This window comes from Candidatus Obscuribacterales bacterium (assembly GCA_036703605.1).
Classification (GTDB): domain Bacteria; phylum Cyanobacteriota; class Cyanobacteriia; order RECH01; family RECH01; genus RECH01.
Genome location: DATNRH010000420.1, coordinates 1 through 21,195 on the forward strand (window position 1 = coordinate 1; position 21,195 = coordinate 21,195).

General features: G+C 55.4%; 17 protein-coding genes and 1 tRNA gene. 9 read left to right on the forward strand and 9 right to left on the reverse strand.

Going from position 1 to position 21,195, the window contains the following annotated elements; all coding sequences use genetic code 11:
• Positions 1-262 precede the first annotated feature (262 nt).
• Positions 263-397 carry a hypothetical protein gene (locus V6D20_08605; protein ID HEY9815842.1) on the reverse strand — a complete coding sequence of 45 codons (135 nt, stop codon included), beginning with the start codon at positions 395-397 and terminating at the stop codon, positions 263-265.
• Between V6D20_08605 and V6D20_08610 the strand changes: the two genes are divergently transcribed.
• Entirely contained in the window at positions 396-629 is a 234-nt protein-coding gene (locus V6D20_08610) for a hypothetical protein (protein HEY9815843.1), read from the forward strand. The genes V6D20_08605 and V6D20_08610 overlap by 2 nt on opposite strands.
• Here V6D20_08610 and V6D20_08615 read toward each other — a convergent pair.
• On the reverse strand, positions 616-2,712 hold the full coding sequence (locus V6D20_08615) for a tetratricopeptide repeat protein (protein HEY9815844.1): 2,097 nt from the start codon (positions 2,710-2,712) through the stop codon (positions 616-618). The genes V6D20_08610 and V6D20_08615 overlap by 14 nt on opposite strands.
• Before the next feature lie 117 nt (positions 2,713-2,829).
• Positions 2,830-3,282: a hypothetical protein gene (locus V6D20_08620; protein HEY9815845.1), complete on the reverse strand. Its 453-nt coding sequence runs from the start codon at positions 3,280-3,282 to the stop codon at positions 2,830-2,832.
• A 373-nt stretch (positions 3,283-3,655) separates the two neighbouring features.
• On the opposite strand from V6D20_08620, the gene miaB reads away from it, so the two are divergent.
• Together miaB and V6D20_08630 are read left to right on the forward strand one after the other, a co-directional pair.
• Positions 3,656-5,011 carry a tRNA (N6-isopentenyl adenosine(37)-C2)-methylthiotransferase MiaB gene (gene miaB, locus V6D20_08625; protein HEY9815846.1) on the forward strand — a complete coding sequence of 452 codons (1,356 nt, stop codon included), beginning with the start codon at positions 3,656-3,658 and terminating at the stop codon, positions 5,009-5,011.
• Positions 5,012-5,128: 117 nt separating this feature from the next.
• A complete protein-coding gene (locus tag V6D20_08630; GenBank protein HEY9815847.1) occupies positions 5,129-6,184 on the forward strand; it encodes a D-alanine--D-alanine ligase family protein in 1,056 nt (351 codons plus the stop codon).
• On the opposite strand, the gene V6D20_08635 is transcribed toward V6D20_08630, so the two are convergent.
• The gene (locus V6D20_08635) at positions 6,164-7,699 is read right to left on the reverse strand and encodes a carotenoid oxygenase family protein (GenBank protein HEY9815848.1); all 1,536 of its coding nucleotides are present in this window, start codon (positions 7,697-7,699) and stop codon (positions 6,164-6,166) included. The two genes, V6D20_08630 and V6D20_08635, sit on opposite strands and share 21 nt — an antisense overlap.
• Before the next feature lie 88 nt (positions 7,700-7,787).
• Positions 7,788-9,176, reverse strand: a complete 1,389-nt coding sequence (locus V6D20_08640; GenBank protein HEY9815849.1) for a folate/biopterin family MFS transporter — start codon at positions 9,174-9,176, stop codon at positions 7,788-7,790.
• A 291-nt stretch (positions 9,177-9,467) separates the two neighbouring features.
• Here V6D20_08640 and ilvC point away from each other — a divergent pair, with 291 nt between their 5' ends.
• Positions 9,468-10,463 (forward strand): ketol-acid reductoisomerase, encoded by a 996-nt coding sequence (gene ilvC / locus V6D20_08645; protein ID HEY9815850.1) that lies wholly within the window; start codon positions 9,468-9,470, stop codon positions 10,461-10,463.
• A gap of 158 nt (positions 10,464-10,621) precedes the next feature.
• Here the strand turns inward: ilvC and V6D20_08650 are convergent, their stop codons facing one another.
• Complete coding sequence (locus tag V6D20_08650) at positions 10,622-10,855, reverse strand: hypothetical protein (protein HEY9815851.1); 234 nt, start codon at positions 10,853-10,855, stop codon at positions 10,622-10,624.
• Positions 10,856-11,312: 457 nt separating this feature from the next.
• Between V6D20_08650 and V6D20_08655 the strand changes: the two genes are divergently transcribed.
• Positions 11,313-13,403 carry a hypothetical protein gene (locus V6D20_08655; GenBank protein HEY9815852.1) on the forward strand — a complete coding sequence of 697 codons (2,091 nt, stop codon included), beginning with the start codon at positions 11,313-11,315 and terminating at the stop codon, positions 13,401-13,403.
• 40 nt (positions 13,404-13,443) lie between these two features.
• On the opposite strand, the gene gyrA is transcribed toward V6D20_08655, so the two are convergent.
• Positions 13,444-15,939 (reverse strand): DNA topoisomerase (ATP-hydrolyzing) subunit A, encoded by a 2,496-nt coding sequence (gene gyrA, locus V6D20_08660; GenBank protein ID HEY9815853.1) that lies wholly within the window; start codon positions 15,937-15,939, stop codon positions 13,444-13,446.
• A gap of 299 nt (positions 15,940-16,238) precedes the next feature.
• Here gyrA and V6D20_08665 point away from each other — a divergent pair, with 299 nt between their 5' ends.
• The 3 genes from V6D20_08665 to V6D20_08675 all read left to right on the forward strand — a co-directional run bounded on the left by V6D20_08665 (position 16,239) and on the right by V6D20_08675 (position 18,194).
• Positions 16,239-16,370 (forward strand): hypothetical protein, encoded by a 132-nt coding sequence (locus V6D20_08665; protein HEY9815854.1) that lies wholly within the window; start codon positions 16,239-16,241, stop codon positions 16,368-16,370.
• Positions 16,371-16,564: 194 nt separating this feature from the next.
• The gene (locus tag V6D20_08670) at positions 16,565-16,963 is read left to right on the forward strand and encodes a response regulator (GenBank protein HEY9815855.1); all 399 of its coding nucleotides are present in this window, start codon (positions 16,565-16,567) and stop codon (positions 16,961-16,963) included.
• Between the two features lie 10 nt (positions 16,964-16,973).
• Positions 16,974-18,194 carry a glycoside hydrolase family 10 protein gene (locus V6D20_08675; GenBank protein ID HEY9815856.1) on the forward strand — a complete coding sequence of 407 codons (1,221 nt, stop codon included), beginning with the start codon at positions 16,974-16,976 and terminating at the stop codon, positions 18,192-18,194.
• Between the two features lie 43 nt (positions 18,195-18,237).
• On the opposite strand, the gene V6D20_08680 is transcribed toward V6D20_08675, so the two are convergent.
• Positions 18,238-18,310: transfer RNA gene (locus V6D20_08680), tRNA-His, on the reverse strand.
• 56 nt (positions 18,311-18,366) lie between these two features.
• On the opposite strand from V6D20_08680, the gene V6D20_08685 reads away from it, so the two are divergent.
• A complete protein-coding gene (locus V6D20_08685; protein HEY9815857.1) occupies positions 18,367-19,302 on the forward strand; it encodes a sugar ABC transporter permease in 936 nt (311 codons plus the stop codon).
• Here V6D20_08685 and V6D20_08690 read toward each other — a convergent pair.
• Positions 19,299-20,771 (reverse strand): GAF domain-containing sensor histidine kinase, encoded by a 1,473-nt coding sequence (locus V6D20_08690; protein HEY9815858.1) that lies wholly within the window; start codon positions 20,769-20,771, stop codon positions 19,299-19,301. The two genes, V6D20_08685 and V6D20_08690, sit on opposite strands and share 4 nt — an antisense overlap.
• Positions 20,772-21,195: the final 424 nt, after the last annotated feature.

Below are 21,195 nucleotides of genomic sequence, written 5' to 3' on the forward strand. Positions count from 1 at the left end.
TGCATGGCCAGGTACAATCCCTCATCTTCCAAGGCTTCGAGCAATTTGAGATAGTCGGCAATATTCAGGATGACTTTCTGAACTTGTCCTTGAGCATCGGTAATAAATTCTTGAGCAAAGGGGTACTGTTCAAGGGATTGCATACATTTGCCGGGTTGGTGGTTTTCAGCCAATGCCTTCTATTTTAATGCGTCGGCATGATGGTGAGATCGCCCAAATCCGACAAACTCGTGGGTGATGAAACGTACCGTCGATCGCCATTTTAATGGAAGGGAACTGTTCCATCTTGCTCAATGGCATTGAGAAGTGCGGCTAGTTTCTCACGAAGTTTGGTGACATCTTTGGCGGAGAGCTTGTCTAAAAACTTGGCGGCACTTTTACTGACTAGGAGGTCCATGTTTTACCCAGTCTGTCAGGTTGATAAATTCGGAGGAGTCATACTCAGCGGGCTTACCAAGCTGGGCTTGGAGGGTTTGCATTTCTTTGTCCGAAACCCTGGGCATGAGGAGGAGACACAGCTTGAGGCGTTCTTCCCGCAAGACTTCCCGGATGCTTTCTTTGACGAGTTGTTTGAATTCGAGAGCGTCCATGTTAGGTACCCGGTTCAGGACTTGACTATTGTAATTTAGCATTTCTGAGGTTTGCCCTTACATACTCCAAACGCTGCTGCGTGCCAACTGTATGCGGATGCTGGTTGCCCAAAAGCTGCTGATACATGGCTAACGCTTGCACCAACAAGGGTTCTGCTTCAGTCAATCGCCCCTGATTGGCATACAGGACGGCCAAATTGTTGAGGCTGGTGGCGACGTCGGGATGGTTATCGCCCAACAGCGATCGCCGAAGCTCCAGTGCCTGTTGGTAGAGCGGTTCGGCTAACTCGTAGCGTCCCTGGGACTCATAGAGTCCTGCCAAATTGTTGAGGCTGGCGGCGACGTCGGGATGGTTATCGCCAAGGAGCGATCGCCGTAGCTTCAGCGCCTGTTGCAAGAGCGGTTCGGCTAACTCGTAGCGTCCCTGGGCATAATAGAGTCCTGCCAAATTGTTGAGGCTGGTGGCGACGTCGGGATGGTTATCGCCGAGGAGCGATCGCCATAGCTCCAGCGCCTGTTGGTAGAGTGGTTCGGCTAACTCGTAGCGTCCCTGCGCTCGATAGAGTCCTGCCAAATTGTTGAGGCTGTTGGCGACGTCGGGATGGTTATCGCCGAGGAGCGATCGCCATAGCTCCAGCGCCTGTTGGTAGAGCGGTTCGGCTAACTCGTAGCGACCCTGCGCTCGATAGAGTGCTGCCAAATTGTTGAGGCTGGCGGCGACGTGGGGATGGTTATCGCCGAGGAGCGATCGCACCACGGTCAAGCAGTCCTCATACCAAGGCTCTGCTTCTGCGTAGAGTCCCTGACCTTGATAAAACCGACTAATTCCGGTGAACACCCAAAATAGACCATATTCCTCTTGAATATAAAGTTCCTCCGGTGTTTTGAGTGTCATCAAGTCGGTAGCGATTGCCTTCAGGTGCGGGATGGCAGCCGTCACTGCCTGAATCTGCGCCAGCGTCGGATTTTGGGGAATTTGTTTTGCCACGGCAATCATCGTGGTGGCTACGGCTGTTTTTAGGTGCTGCCGTTCCTCGCCGGCTAGCTTGGTGGCAAAAAACTCCCGCAGCAGTTGATGCAGTTGATACAGACCGGCATCTGTCCGGGTCAGCACATGTAGGTTCAGGAGCTGCTTGTTTCGCACGGTTGCCAGGGCTTCCTCATCCCACTCCGGCCAACACTGCTGCACCAGCCCCCAGGGAATCTCGGCCAACGCAAATAGACTCAGCAGCTTAGCCACCCGTTGGGCATCCTCATCCAGCCGTTCCCAACTCAGCTCAAAGGCCGCCGCTACGCTGAGCGATGCGGTCATGCCGGGGTAGGTGTCCTGAAGCGCTTGCGCCTCCAGCCGTTTCTTCTGCAACCGCGCCCACAACAGGGCCAGCGTTACATCCTGATCCTCCGCCAGATACCGCCCCACCAACTCCAAGCCCAACGGCAAATAGCCCAACCACTCACAGAGTTGCTCGGCTTGGGGTACATTCTGATCAATCCGCCCATCGCCCACCAAGGATCGCAACAGCTCCAGCGATGCTTCTGCACTCAGCACCTGGATGTCGTAATTCTTCACCGGGCTGCCAAAGCGCGACCTCGACGTTAGCAAGATTTTGAACTGCGATCGGGGTGGCGGCAAAAATGGCTGAATATCTGGATAGGCCTGCACATCATCCAAGATCAGCAAGGTCGGTTGAGCCGGCCAGCGCTGCCAGCAAAACGCCACTTGTTCCGCCAAGTCCAGCCCATCGGGCAGCACCAGTCCCAGGTTGCTTCTGGCAAAGGACACGATTTGCAACCCCACATCCTGCCGCGCCTGCAGCCAACAAACGCCGCCGGGATACGCGTCCGCTTCTAGCTGCTGATATGCATATTGCAGGGCTAGTTCGGTCTTACCAATGCCACCCATACCCGCCACGGCGGAAATGACCACGGTAGCGCTCGACTGGAGCTGCTGGTGCAAAGATTCCAGATCGTCATCACGTCCGACAAATTGGGCAACGCCGCTGGTGGGAAGGTTGTGGGGAATGCCAACAATTTCTTGAGGAGTGGGAGGATAGCTATGGAAATGCTGCTCTTGGGCAATCCATTGCTTTCCACCATCATTTGCCTGAGCGTTAACATCCATAAGAGCAATCACCAAGTCGAGTAACACATCAGCGGGGTTAAGATCCCCGACTTTTTCTGAAAAGTCGGGGATCTGGGCGAATCGGGGATCTGGGCAAATCGGGGATCTGGGTGCCTCCTAGTCTGACTCAGACGTACCAAAATACTGCTTTTCAGCAATCCACTGCTTGCCCCCTTGCTCTGCTTTGGCCTGAACATTCATATTGTTGTCGCCGGTCACGTTTTGCACCATGTTGCTATTATCTTGCAGCTTTCCAGCATTAATCTCCTGAGCCAATGCCTGCAGCTCTGCGGCAAACTGAGGGTCGTCATCCATCGCCACCTGCAAATAGGCCGCAATCTGGTTAATCTGCTCTGGCGTGATTTTTTGGTTTTTCTCAACCGAGGCTTTGACCTCCTCAATCCGAGGCTTACCGCGCAGCTTCGTCCAGATGCGCTTGAGCAGGCTTTCCATTTTGGCGATCGCCTCCATGGTATATTTCTCACCCAGCTTCCCCGCCCCCGACTCCAGGAACTTTTGTAGGGCAATCGTGGCGATCGCGCCAGCGGTCAATGATACAGGATCGCTCATCGAGGCAACTCCAAGCGTAGGGCTGTATCTTTTCTAACAAAAGAATGTCCGACTTGGCTGAAAACGTTACACTTAATTCGGTTAATTCGGTAACGCCTCTCTGTCAATGAATCGAATGTTTGAGAAATCTTGGTGGTGACATCAAGATTATCTAATTCAACTTATCTTAGAGTTTACTGAGCCAAGGGAAACATTGAAGCGCGATCGCTTTCCCCTCGACTGCAAGCGATGATTGCATTGACCCTGCTCCTCTCCTGATTATTTCCCCGATTGGAGGATGCCCATCCAATCGCTATAATGTTTAGGCTGAAGCGCGATCGCTTGATGGCGCTAAATTTTCATTGCAATACCCACCCACCCGCCTGACCCTGCCATGACCTCCTCCGCCCGTCGTTATCACATCACCACCTTCGGTTGCCAGATGAACAAAGCCGACTCCGAACGGATGTCTGGCATTCTGGAGTCGATGGGCTTTGAATGGGCAGAATCGCCAGATGACGCCAACTTGGTGCTCTACAACACCTGCACCATCCGCGACAACGCCGAGCAAAAGGTTTACTCCTACCTGGGTCGGCAGGCTAGGCGCAAGCATGAGCAGCCGGATTTGACCTTAATTGTGGCGGGTTGTGTGGCCCAGCAGGAAGGAGAATCGCTCTTACGGCGGGTTCCAGAGCTGGATTTGGTCATGGGCCCCCAGCACGCCAATCGCCTGCAGGATCTTTTGGAGCAGGTGTTTAACGGCAGTCAGGTGGTGGCGACGGAGCCCATCCATATTGTGGAAGATATCACCAAACCTCGGCGCGATAGTGATGTGACGGCTTGGGTGAATGTCATCTATGGCTGCAATGAGCGCTGCACCTATTGTGTTGTCCCCAATGTGCGGGGTGTGGAACAGTCGCGATCGCCCCAGGCCATTCGCACTGAGATGGAAGAGCTCGCCCAGCAGGGCTTCAAAGAAGTAACGTTGCTGGGGCAGAATATTGACGCCTATGGGCGCGACCTGCCGGGCACTACTCCTGAGGGTCGCCATCTGCATACCCTCACCGATTTGCTGTACTTTGTCCACGATATCCCCGGCATTGAACGGCTGCGCTTTGCCACCAGCCATCCTCGCTATTTCACCGAGCGGTTGATTCGCGCCTGTGCTGAATTGCCGAAGGTTTGCGAACATTTCCATGTGCCCTTTCAGTCGGGCGATAATGACATCCTCAAGGCCATGTCTCGCGGTTATACCCATGAGCGCTACCGCCGCATTATTGACCTGATTCGGTCATACATGCCGGATGCGTCCATTAGCGCGGATGCCATCGTGGGCTTCCCTGGGGAAACCGATGCCCAGTTCGAGAAGACGCTGAAGCTGGTGGAGGATATTGGCTTCGACCAAGTGAACACCGCCGCCTATTCTCCTCGCCCTGGCACCCCGGCCGCCCTGTGGGATAACCAGCTTTCGGAAGAGGTGAAGCGCGATCGCCTCCAGCAGTTGAATCATCTGGTATCGGTGCAGGCCAGTGAGCGATCGCAGCGCTATCTAGGTCGGGTGGAAGAGGTGTTGGTGGAAGCCCAAAACACGAAAGATCCCACCCAGGTGATGGGACGGACGCGGGGTAATCGGCTCACCTTCTTCCCCGGCTCCATTGATGATCTCAAAGGGCAGGTAGTGTCGGTGAAGATCACGGAAATTCGTGCTTTTAGCCTCACGGGTACGCCCCTCGTTCCTGCCCTACGGTAGGCGGTTCAGCCAACTCGATCGCCTCCGCCAGTCCCTGGTTGCGATCGCTCCATGCCGATCCATGGCGTAGCTTGGTGTAGCATATTAGCCACAGATTGAAGGTGAGGAGGTCATGCTATGACAAAGCTGCGAGTTGGACTCTTGTTTGGTGGCTGTTCGGGGGAGCATGAGGTATCGATTAGCTCAGCAAGGGCGATCGCAAAGGGTTTGGCGACGGCGGAGAATAGCGATCGCTATCAGGTGGTGCCGTTCTATATTCAGAAAAATGGCTTATGGCAGGGCAGCGATCGCGCCCAGTCGGTGCTGGATTCGGGTCAAGCATTAGGGGACGATGACGGTGTGGTGAACCGCTGGCAGTTTCCCTCCGGTGTTCACGAGGTGGATCTGTGGTTTCCGGTGCTGCATGGCCCTAATGGCGAAGATGGAACCCTGCAGGGATTGCTGCAACTGATGCAGGTGCCCTACGTGGGCTGCGGCGTGATGACCTCATCTGTGGCTATGGATAAGTTAGCCATGAAAAGTGCCTTTGCCCAGGCAGGGCTGCCCCAGGTACGCTATCGGGGCGTCACCCGCGCTGAGGTATGGTCGAATCCCTGTGTGTTTCCCAAACTCTGTGATGACATTGAGGCCGATTTGGGCTATCCCTGCTTTGTGAAACCGGCGAATTTGGGATCCTCCGTGGGTATCTCCAAGGTGCGATCGCGCTCGGAACTAGAAGCCGCCTTGGATAGCGCCGCCAGCTACGATCGCCGGATTATTGTAGAAGCTGGAGTGACGGCGCGGGAGGTGGAATGTGCTGTTTTAGGTAATGATCAGCCCAAGGCATCGGTGGTGGGTGAAATTAGCTTCGACAGCGATTTTTACGACTACGAAACCAAATACACGGAAGGACTAGCCCAACTCCATATTCCAGCTAACCTACCGGAGTCCGTTACTCGTCGCATTCAAGACATGGCCATCAAGGCCTTCCTATCCCTAGATGGAGCCTGCATCGCGCGGGTAGACTTTTTCTACGTGGAGGCCACCGACGAGGTGCTGATCAACGAAATCAATACTCTCCCCGGCTTCACCACCACCAGTATGTATCCCATGCTCTGGGAAGCGTCGGGGGTTGCCGTTCCCGATCTGTTACACCAGTTAATTCAACTGGGTCTAGAGCGCGCTCGGACGTAAGGCTGGGCCGAAATAATGGGGGGTGAAGGTGCCGTGCAGACCGTAGGGAATGGAGTCCTTGAGCCAGAGGTCAGCGATCGCCCCCCGTCCCAAATCCTCTGCATCCAAGATCACCAGATGAGAACGTTCCTGTTCTGCGTCAAATACTAAGGTAAGCAGCCAACCAGCATCCTCCGGTTGGGGACTGGAGGTATGAGACTTGGGCACAAACACCGGCTCACTGGTAAACCCTCGCGGGGCCGCGCTCCACAGATGGCGATCGCCTGTTTCTAGGTCAACTTTAGCGATCGCCTGCAGCGGCGCATTGCCAACAGGGTGATGGGCAGCGGCTAGATAAGTATAGCGGTAGGGGCGTCCCACATGGTCAGGGTGCAGGGTGGGAAATTCGCAGCAGCGTTCGTCCAGCAACTGCCGTTGAATGGTGCCGCTAGCGGGCTGCATTCGGAAGCGCCAGAGCTGTCCGGCAGGCAGGCGATCGAAATCAACCTGACGGAAATCTTGATTGGGCTCCACCGTGGGAAAGTCAGCGTAGCAGATGGAATCAATCACCAGATCATCGCCGTCTTGGAAGGCATTGGCATGGTGAAAGACAAAACCGGCAGGCATGGCCAGGGTCTGCATTGGGCGATCGCTATGCCGAGGAATCAGGATCACCTGGGTGGGTTTCTGGGCTTGGAAGGTGATGCATTGCGCCGCGCCCTTCAGCCCCAAGGCAAAGGGTAGGAGATTAAAGTCTACGGGATTCTGGAAAAAGATACAGTAATCTGGCGTGATCGCGAAGTCGTGGATGAACGCAAATCCAGGCACAGATTGCGATCGCTCCCAGGTCACCTGTCCGGCTCTATTAAGCTCGTAGACCGTAATCTGGGTAGAACGGCCCTCAGGGCGTACCGCAAAGTTTACCAAACAGGGCTCTCCACCGTAGCGATCGCAGCTTGGATCAATCCAGGGATGGGCCGCGAAGGCCTGCCCCGGTTTCAACGCGCCATCAAAATATTCCAATCCTAAGGTATCTAGCGTATGGGGATCAAGGCGGTGGGGTTCGGCCGCTTCCCAGAGGGCCAGCAGCTTATCTCCCCAGTAGATGACCTGGGTATTCGCGATGTTTTTGAGGCGAAAATCAAAGGCATTGGCGAGCCAGCCCCCAGGCTTCTGGGTGCCAAAGGTGCCGCGATACAGTACTTTACCCGCTGCTTGCTCCTCAACAAAACCTTGGGTACGCACGAAGCGGTTGCGAAAATAGGCTTGTCCTTGGGATAGGGCAATGGAGCTGACCATGCCATCGCCATCAAAGGGATGCTGCAAGGGCTGCCCGTGAATCTCTAACTGTCCTGGGCCATTGCGAAATAAGGTACCTTCCAGATCCGCCGGGATCGTACCCTGGACGTCGTCAATCCAGTAATCCTGTTCGCTAGTCAGCGATTGATAACCCTTTTGCCAGTCTTGGCGGCTATAGGAACGATCGGAAGCGATCGCCTGAGGCAGGCTTGATGATGGAGTCGATGGAGTTGGCATACAGTATCACTAGACCGCTGAACATACGGAAACATCAACGTAACGAGCGTTCGCTTCGGGCTACGACCGATACGTTTGGGGGAATAACTTAGGTTTGGGAACTCACAACCGCAACCTCGGGGGTTGGTTCTGGTGACTCGGAAGCGATCGCTTGCTGATCTTCCGGCAGCCAGCGCAGCAAGGGCAGGGGCAACAGGGTGCTGAAGTTGGTGATCACTACCAAGATCCAAAGATTCTGAAAATTCGACTCCGTAATCCCTAACCAAGCTGTCAACAATGCTCCCAACTCATGGGACACCAGCCCCGCCAGGTTACTCACCGACATCAGCAGGGCAAATAGGGTCGCTTCGATACCGGCGGGACAAATGCGCGCCGCCAGCACCAGCACGGGCATAAAGGCAATTTCCCCTAACACCGTCAGAATGAGGCTATCGCCGAGGCTAAACCACTGATCATCAATCCCAATGGCGCGGTTGGCATGGGTGACCAACAGCAGGGTGGTCATGCCCAGCAGGGTGGAGGCAATGGTTGTCCAAAAGAAAATGGTGCGGAAGGGAACAGATTTGAAGAATCGCTGGAACATCCAAATGCCCAGCAGCGCCGCCATACTGGTGACCAGACGCACCCGTCCTAAAAATTCTGGCTGAAAGCCCAGATCATTGGTGATAAAAAAGAAAAAGGCGGAATCGGAGCTGGGGGTCGCCTGCCAGAGGAAGAGAAAGGCCGTGGGCATCCAAATGGCGGGCTGGCGAATAGCGCCCTTGAGTTGCTTCACCTGACGGGCAACAACGGCCCATTCTGAGGACGACTGGATGGGCGTTTCGGCAATCAACCCCGCCACGAGGGTCACAATTAGCGGAAACACGGCGGTGATGCCAAACACCACATGGGTGCTGAAATATTCCAGCAGCACGCCGCTGAAGTAGGCGGTCAGCAAGCCTCCTAGGGCGGATGCTCCCCAAGAAACCGACTGCAGCGATCCGGCCTTGGCAACGGATTCCTTGCGGGCCCGTTCCACCACCAAGGAATCCACAATCACATCGCTGATCGCTACCGAGAGGGAGTTGAGGGCGATCGCCACCGTTGCCGCCCAGGCAGTATTCACCACCAACGCTAGGGACAACCACGATCCTGCACCTAACAACCCTGCCAAAATCAGGTAGGGACGTCGCCGATAGCCAAAAATCGGCAATCCGTCAGACATGAAGCCAAACAGCGGCTTCACCACCCAGGGCAGGGCAGCAATCCCCATCAAAGCGGACACCTGAGCCGGACTCAGCCCTAGATCATCCTTCAGGAAAAAGCTGACCGCCAACCGGGCCAGCCCTAGTATGCCCTGGACAAAATACACCAGCAAAATGGCTGTCAGTTCTGGACTCGGCTCATTGCCAAACAGCACCTTGTCCTTCAGGAACTGCCTGGACTGTTGCTTAACGTGATGGATGCGATCGCTCAAGTCGGGCAAAAAAACAGCCATGTCATCCGAGATTATTAAGAAATGTCAACACTGCTTCCTATCATAGCCCGCTGATTCCGCTTACGCCGTCCTACTGGGGGAGGAACCCTGGGAACGGCCTTGGCTGAAGCTAGGCTCTATGCCCTAGACCTAAGATGCCCTGGGTGCTCCAGACAGCGATCGCCCCTTGCTCCCTGGATGAATCATTGACAGCTTCACCATTGCTTGGAGCACTGTCCGGTTTCTTGATAGGATTAAAGACTGGCAATTTATTAAAAATCGCAACGACTACCGCGACAAGGAGAGACGTTCATGGCTCGGATGTACTATGACGCTGATGCAAACTTAGACCTACTCAACGGCAAAACCGTTGCCATTATTGGCTACGGCTCCCAAGGTCATGCCCATGCGCTGAACCTCAAGGACAGCGGCGTAAACGTCATTGTCGGGCTGTATCCCGGTAGTCGCTCCATTGCCAAGGCAGAGGCCGCAGGGCTAGCGGTGAAATCGGTTGCTGATGCTGCCGCCGCCGCCGACCTGATTATGATCCTGCTGCCGGATGAAGTGCAACGGGCCATCTACGAAGCAGAAATCGCCCCTAACCTAACGGCGGGGAATATCTTAGCGTTTGCCCACGGGTTCAATATCAACTTTGGCCAAATTGTCCCTCCCGCTGACGTAGACGTGATCATGGTGGCTCCCAAGGGCCCCGGTCACCTCGTGCGTCGCACCTACGAGCAAGGGGAAGGGGTGCCCTGTCTGTTTGCCGTCTACCAAGACGCTACGGGGCAAGCCCGCGATCGCGCTATGGCCTATGCCAAGGGCGTTGGCGGCACCCGCGCTGGCATTCTGGAGACCACCTTCCGGGAAGAAACCGAAACCGACTTGTTTGGAGAACAGGTTGTCCTCTGCGGCGGCTTGAGCGAATTGATCAAGTCTGGCTTTGAAACCTTGGTGAATGCTGGCTACCAGCCGGAGCTAGCCTACTTTGAGTGTTTGCATGAAGTGAAGCTGATCGTAGACCTGATTGTGGAAGGTGGCTTGGCCAAGATGCGCGACAGCATCTCCAACACTGCAGAATATGGTGACCTCACCCGTGGGCCTCGGATCATCACCGACGAAACTCGGGCAGAGATGCGGCAGATCTTGAAAGAGATCCAAACCGGTCAGTTTGCTCGGGAATTCGTCTTGGAAAATACCGCTGGCAAGCCGGGCTTCACGGCCATGCGTCGTCGGGAAGCTGAGCATCCTATTGAGGAAGTGGGTAAGGATCTGCGGGCTATGTTTAGCTGGCTGAAGAAGGTCTAAGCCGGTTCAAGTTTCTCGTGATCAGCGTGATTAGGAGAATTTAGGGGGATCGACGAAGTGCTGCGGGATAACCCACATCGATGTAGGTTCGCCGCACATCGAGATTCCCCTATCCTCTCTTTGATCGTGAATCAAGGGGATTTAAGCCAAGGATGAAGTTAAGGCTGAGCCATTGGGATCTGAGGTTCCCAGGTGGGCCAGGCTTCCCAGGCGCGGGTAACAATTTCGCTGAGCAGCAACCGTAGCTCTGGATCCAGAAGGTTGTGATCGGTCAGCAGTTCTGTTTTGACGTCCTCAAGCGATCGCCCCTGAGCTTTGGCCATACGAATCACCTGAGCGATCGCTTCCAGAATAATGTCTGAGTCTACGGGGGGGAGTTTCAAACTCGTCACAGGTTGGGGGTAGCGAGACATGGAGTTATTCATCACTGTACGGTAGGGTCTCTCATTCCAGGGCTCCGTGGATGCATCGGGTGCCCGCCATCCAAACATGAGAGCTATGTAACGTTTTTTAACCAACAGGGTATTGGGCAGTGTAGCGTAGTGGAACCGCAAGCGGCAAGCGGTTGCCTAGATCCAGTGTGGGATCCAGCAAGATCTTCCGAAAGACTCGTGGCCGTGGGATGAATCAGGTGTACTGTTAAGCCGGTACGATGATTCCTCTGCCGATGTTTTGTAACCTTTCTTGATAGAAGTTCCCATAGGACGTCCAAAAGAAGTTTTGATGCAGGTCTATCGTGGTTCCCAGAGACGAACAACGATCGAGCACTTGTTCTATTAGGATCGATGGACAACAACGCTCTGGACTGTTGTAAGCAGTAGCCATCTTGATATTGATTGAACCATTGCGATGAGAGAAATCCTTTACCTAGAGGTACCAACCCCCGATACGGATGCTGTTTGTACCTGGCTACAGCACGACTTTGAGCCGAGTGTGGGCAAGGTGCTACAGACACCGGACGGCATTCGCATTCAGTTTGACCCTGCATCCGGGTCTCCCAACGACCCCAAAACCGTCAACCAGCTACCCCGTGAACTTTCGGTGGTAACCTGGTCGCTGCAGCGCACCACCTATCTCAAGGTGTTTCGCTGGGGCAATGCCCGCTTGCCGGGAGAGCAAGCCACGCTACGACGCTTGACTCAGCACCTGCGGCAGCGGTTTCCCAATCTGTACCCGGCTCCTCCTGTTCTGGATCTGTCCCAGCAATCGGTTTTTGACGCCCTCGCCCCCTACTATCCTGAAACGGTTCGCCAGTTCAAGAAAATGCCCAATGGCGACTACGATCTGCGGCGGGTCTATTGGTGGGAGCAGCGCTGGCGGGAGGGTGTGCGCCAACCCACTCAGCCCAAACCCGTGGTGGTGTCCCAAAGTGGCTCAGCTCCTGCCGTGGAGGCCGCCTACGACATCATTTATGTGGGAGGGGCGCTGGGGGTGCTGCATGCGGCGGTGATGGCTCGCTTGGGCTATCGGGTGCTGTTGCTAGAACGCCTGCCCTTTGGACGCATGAATCGCGAGTGGAATATTTCGCGGGAGGAGTTTGAAAGTCTGCTTGACTTGGGCTTGTTTACGCCGCAAGAATTTGAGTCGCTGATCGCCCGTGAGTACGTCAATGGCTTCCACAAGTTTTTTGATGCCAATAATCCACCCCAAGCTAAAGCGCCGGTGCTGCAAACGCCGACGGTGTTGAATATTGCCCTAGACTCAGACAAGCTGCTGGCCCTCTGCGGTGAAAAACTGCGGGCGGCGGGCGGTGAGATCTGGGATGAAACAGAGTTTCAGCAGGCCACGGTCTATACCGATCAAGTCATCGTGCAGGCGCGGCATCTACCTTCTGAGGGCGATCGCCAAGCTGCAGGACGGCTCCTTGTGGATGCCATGGGCACGGCCTCGCCGATCGCTTGGCAACTGAATGGCGGGCGCTCCTTTGATAGCGTTTGTCCTACGGTGGGCGCGGTGATTTCCGGTGGCTTTGAGCCGGGTGTCTGGGACGAGCAGTATGGTGATGTGCTCAATAGTCATGGGGATATTTCCCGAGGGCGGCAGTTGATTTGGGAATTATTTCCTGGGCAAGGCGACGATCTGACGTTCTACCTCTTCCACTACCACCAGGTTCACCCCGATAATCCTGGCTCCTTGCTGGAGATGTATGAAGACTTTTTCACCATCCTGCCGGAATACCGACGCTGCGATGTCGATCAGCTCGTCTGGAAAAAGCCGACCTTTGGCTATATTCCCGGCTATTTCAGCCTCACAGGCAGCGATCGCCACGTTGCCTTCGATCGCTTAGTAGCCATTGGCGATGCCGCATCTCTGCAGTCGCCCTTAGTGTTTACCGGCTTCGGGTCGCTGGTGCGCAACTTGGCCCGCCTCACCCATTTATTGGATACGGCTCTGCGCCACGATTTGTTGACCCGTCCCTACCTCGACCAGATTCGCGCCTATCAAAGCAATGTGGCCGTTACCTGGATTTTCTCCAAGGGCATGATGGTGCCGACGGGGCGATCGCTGCCGCCGCAAATGATCAATGCTATGCTCAACACCTTTTTCGGCGTCTTGGCCGCCGAGCCGCCGGAGGTTGCTAACCGGTTCATCAAAGATCGCGCCAGCTGGTGGGACTTTAACCGCATGGCGCTGCGGGCAGCCTGGAAAAATCCCGCCTTGCTGGTGTGGATCTGGCAGCTAGCAGGCCCCGCCGACATGACGCGCTGGCTCTGGAGTTACCTTACCTTCACCCTAATCGCGCTGCTGGGCTGGCTGTTCCAAGGTCTGCCCGCCTTTAGTCAATGGATACAGCCCTGGCTAGAACCACGCTTCCCAGCCCTATGGTTCTGGCTGCTGAGCCGCTACTATGCCCTGTCCTATGGCATTGGTCGCCCAGCAGCAACCTCGTTCCGCTTACCTCGTCCACCGGCAGCGATCGCTACGCCAATCACCAAGTGACAGCACTTCCAGGCAGAATCGCCTAGCGACCCGGCGCGTCCTAGGGGGCAAGGGAAACAATACTGGTAATCACCTTCTCACCTCGGCTCGCTTTCAGGAGGCGATCGCCCGTTTCGGTGGAGCGAGCTTTGGTGACGGTGCCCGCAGAAAACTGGGCAGCTCGCTGGGCATCGCTCAGCAATGTTAGACGTAACTCAGGCTGGAGGGCAGCTAACCCAACTAAGGCATCGGTCTTCAGGGCAAATCGCATGGCCTGCAGCCCTAGATCACCCCGATGGGCTAAGCGCAGATCCTGCACCGCCAGACGCTTGAAATAGCCATGCTGGGTGAACAACACCACCTCTTGATCAGGGCTGACCGCTACACAGCCGACCACGGTTTCACCCTTCCGCATCCGCACAGCCGTATTGCCCTGGGCCGTACGGGTCATCATCGGCAGTTGCTCATCATCCACCGCAAAACGCAGCACCCGTCCGCCCGACGTACCCACCACCATCTGATCGTCTGGCCGGGCAAAGGTGACATACTTCAGCTCATCCCCCTCCTTCAGCTTCAGCGCCGTCAGGCCGCGGCTGGTACTGCCCACCAATTCAGACACCGCCAACCGCTTGATCCGTCCCTGTTGGGTCAGCAGCACTAGATCGGGGGCGTCGTTGTCCGGCAAAATGTCGTAAAAGGCGATCGCTTCCTGAGTTTCTTGGGCACTCGGCGGCAGCAAGCTGATGAAGGCCGTACCCCGAGAGTTGCGGGGTGTGGGCGGAATATCGGCCACATTCACGGTGAAGGCCTTGCCGGTACTGGTCAACACCAACAGGGTTTGTTTCGTCGTAGCAGCGATCGCCTGCAGGGGAATATCGTCATAGTCGTGCAGGGTCGCTTCTTGGACATCCCGCTGTTCCTGAGCCTTTTCAAACGCACGGGGCGATCGCCGCTGGACATAGCCTCGGCTGGTAAATTCCAGCACCACCTCTTCCGCCTGGGTCGCCTCTTCCTCCTGCAGTTGATCAATACGGCGAGACTCCGCCGCCCGCTCCGCCTCGCTCTGAATCCGGGTGCGCCGCTCATCGCCATGCTGCCGCTTCAGGGCCCGCAGCTCCTTTTTCAGCGCCTTCAACAATTCTCGGCGATCGCCCAGCAGGGTACGCAGATCCTCCCGGCGGCGGTTGAGACTTTCATACTCGGTTTGGAGATTTTGGCGTTCCAGACCGGTCAATCGGCGCAGGGGCATGGAGAGAATCGCATCGGCTTGGCGATCGCTAAAGTCAAACTGGTTTTGCAGCGTTAGCTTAGCCGTGGTGCCATCGGGAGCACGGCGGAGGATGTCGATCACCTCATCCAAATTGGCCAAGGCAGAGAGCAGCCCATGCACCAGATGAATTCGAGTGTCTACCCGCTCTAGCTCATGGTTATATTGGCGGGTGAGCGTCTCTTCGCGAAACTGTAGAAACTGCTGCAGCACCTCCCGCAGCGGCATTTGGCGCGGCTGCCCGTCTACCAACGCCAGCATAATGGTGCCAAAATTGGTTTGCAACGGCGTCATCTTATACATGCGGTTGAGGATTTTTTGGGCATTGGCCTCTCGCTTCAGCTCAATCACCACCCGCATTCCATCGCGATCGCTCTCATCGCGAATATCAGAAATCCCCTGGATGCGCCCTTGGTTCACCAAATCAGCCAGCTTCTCAATCCAAGCCGCCTTATTCACCTGAAACGGCAGTTCTGTGACCACAATCGCCGATCGCCGCTGCCGCCCACGTCCACCGGGAATCTCTTCAAACTGGGCAATGCCTCGCACCGGAATGCTGCCTCGCCCCGTCAAATAGGCATCGCGGATACCCTCCGTGCCAATGATCTCGCCGCCGGTGGGAAAGTCTGGGCCGGGAATAATCTCCAGCAAATGCTCATCGGGCAACGTGGGGCGATCAATTAAGGCAATGAGACCATCGACGATTTCACCCAAATGATGGGGCGGGATATTGGTGGCCATGCCCACGGCAATTCCCGAGCAGCCGTTTAACAGCAGGAAGGGCAACTGGGCCGGCAAGACAATCGGCTCTTGCTGGGAGTTGTCAAAGTTGCCAATGAAGTCCACCGTGGCTTCGCCAATCTCCGCCAGCAAGGCCTCGTTGCCAATGGAGGCCAGGCGAGTTTCGGTGTAGCGCATGGCTGCCGGTGGATCGTTGTCCACGGAGCCGAAGTTGCCATGCCCTGCCAACACCGGATAGCGGCTGGAAAACTCCTGCACCATCCGCACCAAAGCATCGTAGACCGCCTGATCGCCGTGGGGGTGATATTTCCCCAACACATCCCCCACCACCCGGGCGCATTTCCGATAGGGGCGATCGGGGGTGAGCCCTAGTTCATGCATGGCGTAGAGAATGCGGCGATGCACCGGCTTCAAGCCATCTCGCACATCGGGCAAGGCCCGTCCGACAATCACGCTCATGGCATATTCCAAGTAGGAACGCTGCACCTCGGTATGTAAGGCGGTGGGTACGACTTGTCCTGATGAAAGAATATTGAGCTGCTTTGCCATGAAGTTTGTCCTTAAATTCCCAATGGTGCGGTCATCCGGAGGGCGATCGCCCATTCTATATTCAATCTGGTTTGGGCCAGGTTTGGGCTGGTGCAGCTATCTCAGTGCCGTCTCCTAGGGGCTAAACACTAGATGTGCCGCATCAATCTTGTATCCTACGATGAGTTGCCCATGGAGGCGCGGGATTTTAGTTGAGATCCAATGCCCCCCAAGCACTCGACATCCCGGATCGATCTCACCCTGTTTTATCAACTTACTGTATCGCTTCTATATCTACCGTAGACTGAGCAACCAGATTCATGCCATCTTCAGACAAGAGTGCGATCGCTCTCCCCAGGCATGACCTCTGGTCGGATAGCGATCGCCAGCCCTCTGCATCCGCTACACTCATGGGAACAGATTGCCTATCATCATCAGGGCGATCGCCCTAGCTCTGTTTGTAGAGATTTGGTCAAGTCTTCTGCTCAGAGATTCAAAAGAGTCCCGTCTTAGGGTAAAGATTGATGTGGATTGGCATGATGGATGCCAAAGATCTAGAGACCATCCCTGTGAATAGGTGTAGATTGTCCTGGCTGCCATCACGTGACGGATTAATATACCACCCAAGACTTGCGAGGAGTTGCCCATGAAAACAGTCCTAATCGTCGAAGATGACCCGGTGAATGCGCGGGTTTTTTCCAAGATTTTGACAAAACGAGCGGGCTTGGCAGTCAAGCATACGGAAAATGTGGATGAGGTGATGGAGGCGGCCCAAGGTCACCAAGTGGACGTCATTCTTATGGATGTATCCCTAGCACGGAGCATGTATCGCGGAAAACCGGTTGATGGCATTAAGATCACCCAGTTGCTCAAGGCCGATCCCGAAACTGCAGACCTGCCAATTATTTTAGTCACAGCCCATGCCATGGAGGGCGATCGCGAACATTTCCTAGCCCAGAGCGGGGCCGATGGCTACATCACCAAACCCGTTATCGACCATCAGCTTTTTGTGGATCAAATCATGGCCGTCATGCCTCAGGACTAAATTGATACAATTGTACTATATCAGGCTCAGATTGATATCCCTGGGGCGATCGCTGCGGGCCACGTTCCATCGCCTGAGGGCTGCACTGAGCTGGATGGGATGGGCTGGTCTAGTCCTGGCGATCGCCCTCAGTCTAGTCCTCACGCCCGTAGCCCTGTCATCATCCCCCCAGGCAGAGATTCGCGGCGTGTGGTTGACTAACGTGGATAGCGACGTTCTGTTTTCTCGTTCAGCGCTCAATCAAGCCGTCCGCCGTTTGCAGCGACTCCATTTCAACACCCTCTATCCCACCGTCTGGAACTGGGGTTATACCCTCTATCCCAGCCCTGTAGCCCAGCGGGACATTGGGCGATCGCTCTATCCCCACCCCGGTCTAAGCGATCGCGATCTGCTCGCAGAATTGGTGCAGCAGGGACATCGACGGGGGCTCAGCGTCATTCCCTGGGTTGAGTTTGGCCTCATGGCTCCCGCCGGTTCGGAGCTGGTGCATCGCCATCCCGACTGGGTGACCCAGCGCTCCGATGGCAGTCAGATCATCCTAGAAGGCGGCGTCCATCCCCGCGTTTGGCTAAATCCAGCCCATCCTGGCGTGCAGAGGTTTTTCGTGGACTTGGTCACCGAACTGGTCAGCCAGTACGACATCGACGGCATTCAGTTTGATGACCATCTGGGTATGCCCGTGGAGCTAGGCTACGACGATTACAGCCGGGGGCTTTATCGGCAAACCCACAACGGCGCAAACCCACCCACGGATATCCATGATCCTGCCTGGATGCGCTGGCGAGCCGACCAAGTCACAAACCTAGCAGAACAGATCTTCTATGCCGTCAAGGCCGTTCGTCCGGACTGTCTGGTAGCGCTGTCGCCCAACCCCCGAGAGTTTGCCTATGACATGTACCTGCAAGACTGGTGGAACTGGACCCAGCGCGGCTTTGTGGAAGAGCTGATCGTGCAGCTTTACCGCAGTGACATGGATCGCTTTCGGGAGGAACTGGATCAACCCGAGATCGAACAGGCCCACATTCCTCTGGGCGTCGGCATCCTCACGGGGCTACGCAACCGCCCTGTGGAGATGGATCTGATTGCCGACCAGGTGCAAACCGTACGCGATCGCCACTTGGCAGGGGTATCGTTTTTCTTCTATGAAAGCCTAGGCGATCGCGATCGCCAATTTCGCCGACTTTTTCCAGATCCGGTTCCCCGGCAAGAACTTGCCTTAGGATCGGAATGATGCGCCGGTGGCCTGATGCTTACTTAATATTGATGGATGTAAGGGCGAACGATGGGACTCGAACCCACGAATGGCGGGACCACAACCCGCTGCCTTAACCTCTTGGCTACGCTCGCCACGTCTCTTCTTCAGTTTAATATCATAACACTGTGTCTCTCTTCTTTGCAAACCGATGAAAGTTCAGATCAAACTTGGGAGGCTACAGGTTAGTTTTCCCGGCGGAGCCGATGATGCTAGCGGCTGGACAATTCTGGGGGCGCGATCGCAGCCCTACCTATTTTTGCTGCCAGCCCTCTTGGTTTTGACGCTCACCGTCTTTTGGCCAGCCCTCCAGGCCTTCTTTCTCAGCTTCACCCTCTACGAATACGACATCACCCAACCACCTAGCTGGGTGGGGTTGGCCAATTTCCAGCGGCTCTGGGGCGATCCAGTCTTTTGGAAAACTCTCACCAATACGCTGATCTACCTCGTCGGCGTAGTGCCTATTTTGACTCTTATTCCCCTAGGACTTGCCATCTTAGTCAACCAGCGGCTGCCGGGAATTCACTGGTTTCGCGCCGCCTACTACACCCCCGTGGTGATTTCCATGGTGGTGGCGGGCATTGCCTGGCGCTGGCTGTATGCCGAAACGGGGTTGCTGAACCAACTGCTGCGGGGCTTGCACCTTTCAGAAACGGGGCTGCCCTGGCTTACCAGTCCCAACTTCGCCCTCTATAGCGTCATGGCCGTCACCATCTGGAAAGGGTTGGGATACTACATGGTGATCTACCTAGCAGGCTTGCAGGGCATTCCTCCCGAGCTCTATGAGGCGGGAGCCATCGACGGCTCGGATGGCTGGCAGCGGCATTGGGATATCACCCTGCCCCTCATGCGCCCCTATCTCTTTTTAGTTGCAGTGATCTCCGCCATTTCCGCCACCAAGGTCTTTGAAGAAGTCTACATTATGACTAAAGGGCAACCCCTCAACAGTTCCAAAACCTTGGTGTATTACGTCTACGAGCAGGCCTTTGAAACCCTAGAGATCAGCTATGCCTGCACGGTGGGTCTTGTGATGTTCTTGGTCATCCTTGGTCTATCGATGCTACGCCTGAGCCTAGGTCGCCCCTAGCCCCCATAGCTAGCTGTAGACTGAGGCACATCATCGGAACTGGTTAAGTGTGGCAGGGTGATCAGGTAGCGAATGCCCGTATCACTCGTTTGCACAATCAGCTCCCCACCATGGCGCTCCGCCAAGTGACGACTCAGTTCTATTCCCAGCGCTTGCCGAGTTTTGCCGCCATGAGCCAAAGAGTCTGCCGTATGCATCACGGAAACTGTAGATGGTTCAAGCGATCGCCTTGCTGCGCGGGATGATGAGGTTGGGCGATCGCTCACCTCTCCATGAACGTCAGATCGCCCATCGGCCGATAGATTGGGAGACACATGATCGGCCTGTAAAGCATCCTCTAGCCATGGATGGGCAGACCATAGGAGCATATGCAACTGGTCCGCCTTCCGGGAAATATGAATATGGATGATGCTGTCGGCGTTGGAGGATTGGATCATCCCAAAGGCTAGGTGATAGAGCATTTGCCGTACCTTGTCCTTGTCCAGCAGCCAAATGCGATGCCCCGGCTCTACCGAGAGCTGGAGGGTAATGCCCCGCCGCTGTGCTAGGGCTTCTAAGGGCTGTAGCGCTTGCTGTCCCAGCATCTCAGCATCTACGGGTGCTAGATCCAGAGCGCGATCGCCGTCATCTAAACGCCCTAGTTCCAAAATTTCATTGACCACCGCCAGCAGATATTGACCGCTGCTGTGAACTACATCCAGATACTCTTTTTGCTTCTCCGTTAGGGGGCCGTAGATTTCCCGTTGGAGCACGCTCGTCATGCCCAACACCGACGTGAGGGGGGTGGTTAAATCATGGGTCATCTGCACAATCAAATCGGTGCGCACCTGGCGGGGATCGTGGATAGAGGAGAGGGGTAGGGCAGACGGTGGAGATGGGGCAATGGTATGGGATGGCTCGGGAGCAGACAAGGCTGGGATAGCGATGAGCGATCGCTTCAGAACCTGATTGCGTTCATATTCGCTCATGCCCCAGCGGGCAATCATTTCTAAAAAGGTGATCTCTTGGGATGTAAAGGAGCGCGGCACCAGATCCATCACCGCCAAGCTACCCAGGCAAAACCCTTGCGCATTCATCAAAGGCACGCCTAAGTAGGCCTGAATGCCATAGTGCTGTACCAGCAAGCCATCTTTATAGGCTGGTTCGGCAGAGGCATGGTCGATGGTGAGCGATCGCCGCCGAGTAATCACCTGGTCACAAAACGCTTCACAACGCGGCAATTGGCGAGATGTAGCCAGGTCATTCATCAACCCCAACCGCGATAGACCCACCGCATAACGCAACCATTGGCGATCGCGATCCACCAATCCCAAAATACAAATCGGGGCATGGATGAAGTGGGCCGCTGTTTGGGTCGCTTCCTCGAAGACGGGTAAATTCTCGGTATCTAATAAACCAGATTCAGCTAACGCTTGCAGGCGATACTGTTCATGCTCTTGGTTTAGTGGTTGATCAAGTCGTCCAAACATAGTGTTTCCAGGGTTGCTCATCATCCCCCATGCCCTTTTCTCTCCGCATCATTCATGGAACGCATTACCTGATGTACAGATAGTGCCCGTACCGCTGCCACAACAAACATCCACCTCGTAAACAGGAGACAACGGAAGGCAAATCCACGGTATGCCTTGGATCATGGAGCAGATGTGCTCATGATCGTTAGCCCATCATGATGTTCAGATGGCTAGCTTCGATGGTGAGTTCCACGGGCGTTAAAAGAATACTTGACGTCTGGGGGAGAGTATAAATACGGATCAAGAGAATTGAGGGGGCGTCATTATACGTGAAGCAGTGCGATAGTCAGGGAGAGAAGCATGGGGTGACCGCCACGGTATCTAGGACGATTGAGTCAAAGTGGTGCGATCGCCCATGGAGGCTCTTAGCTTAGATAGCTAG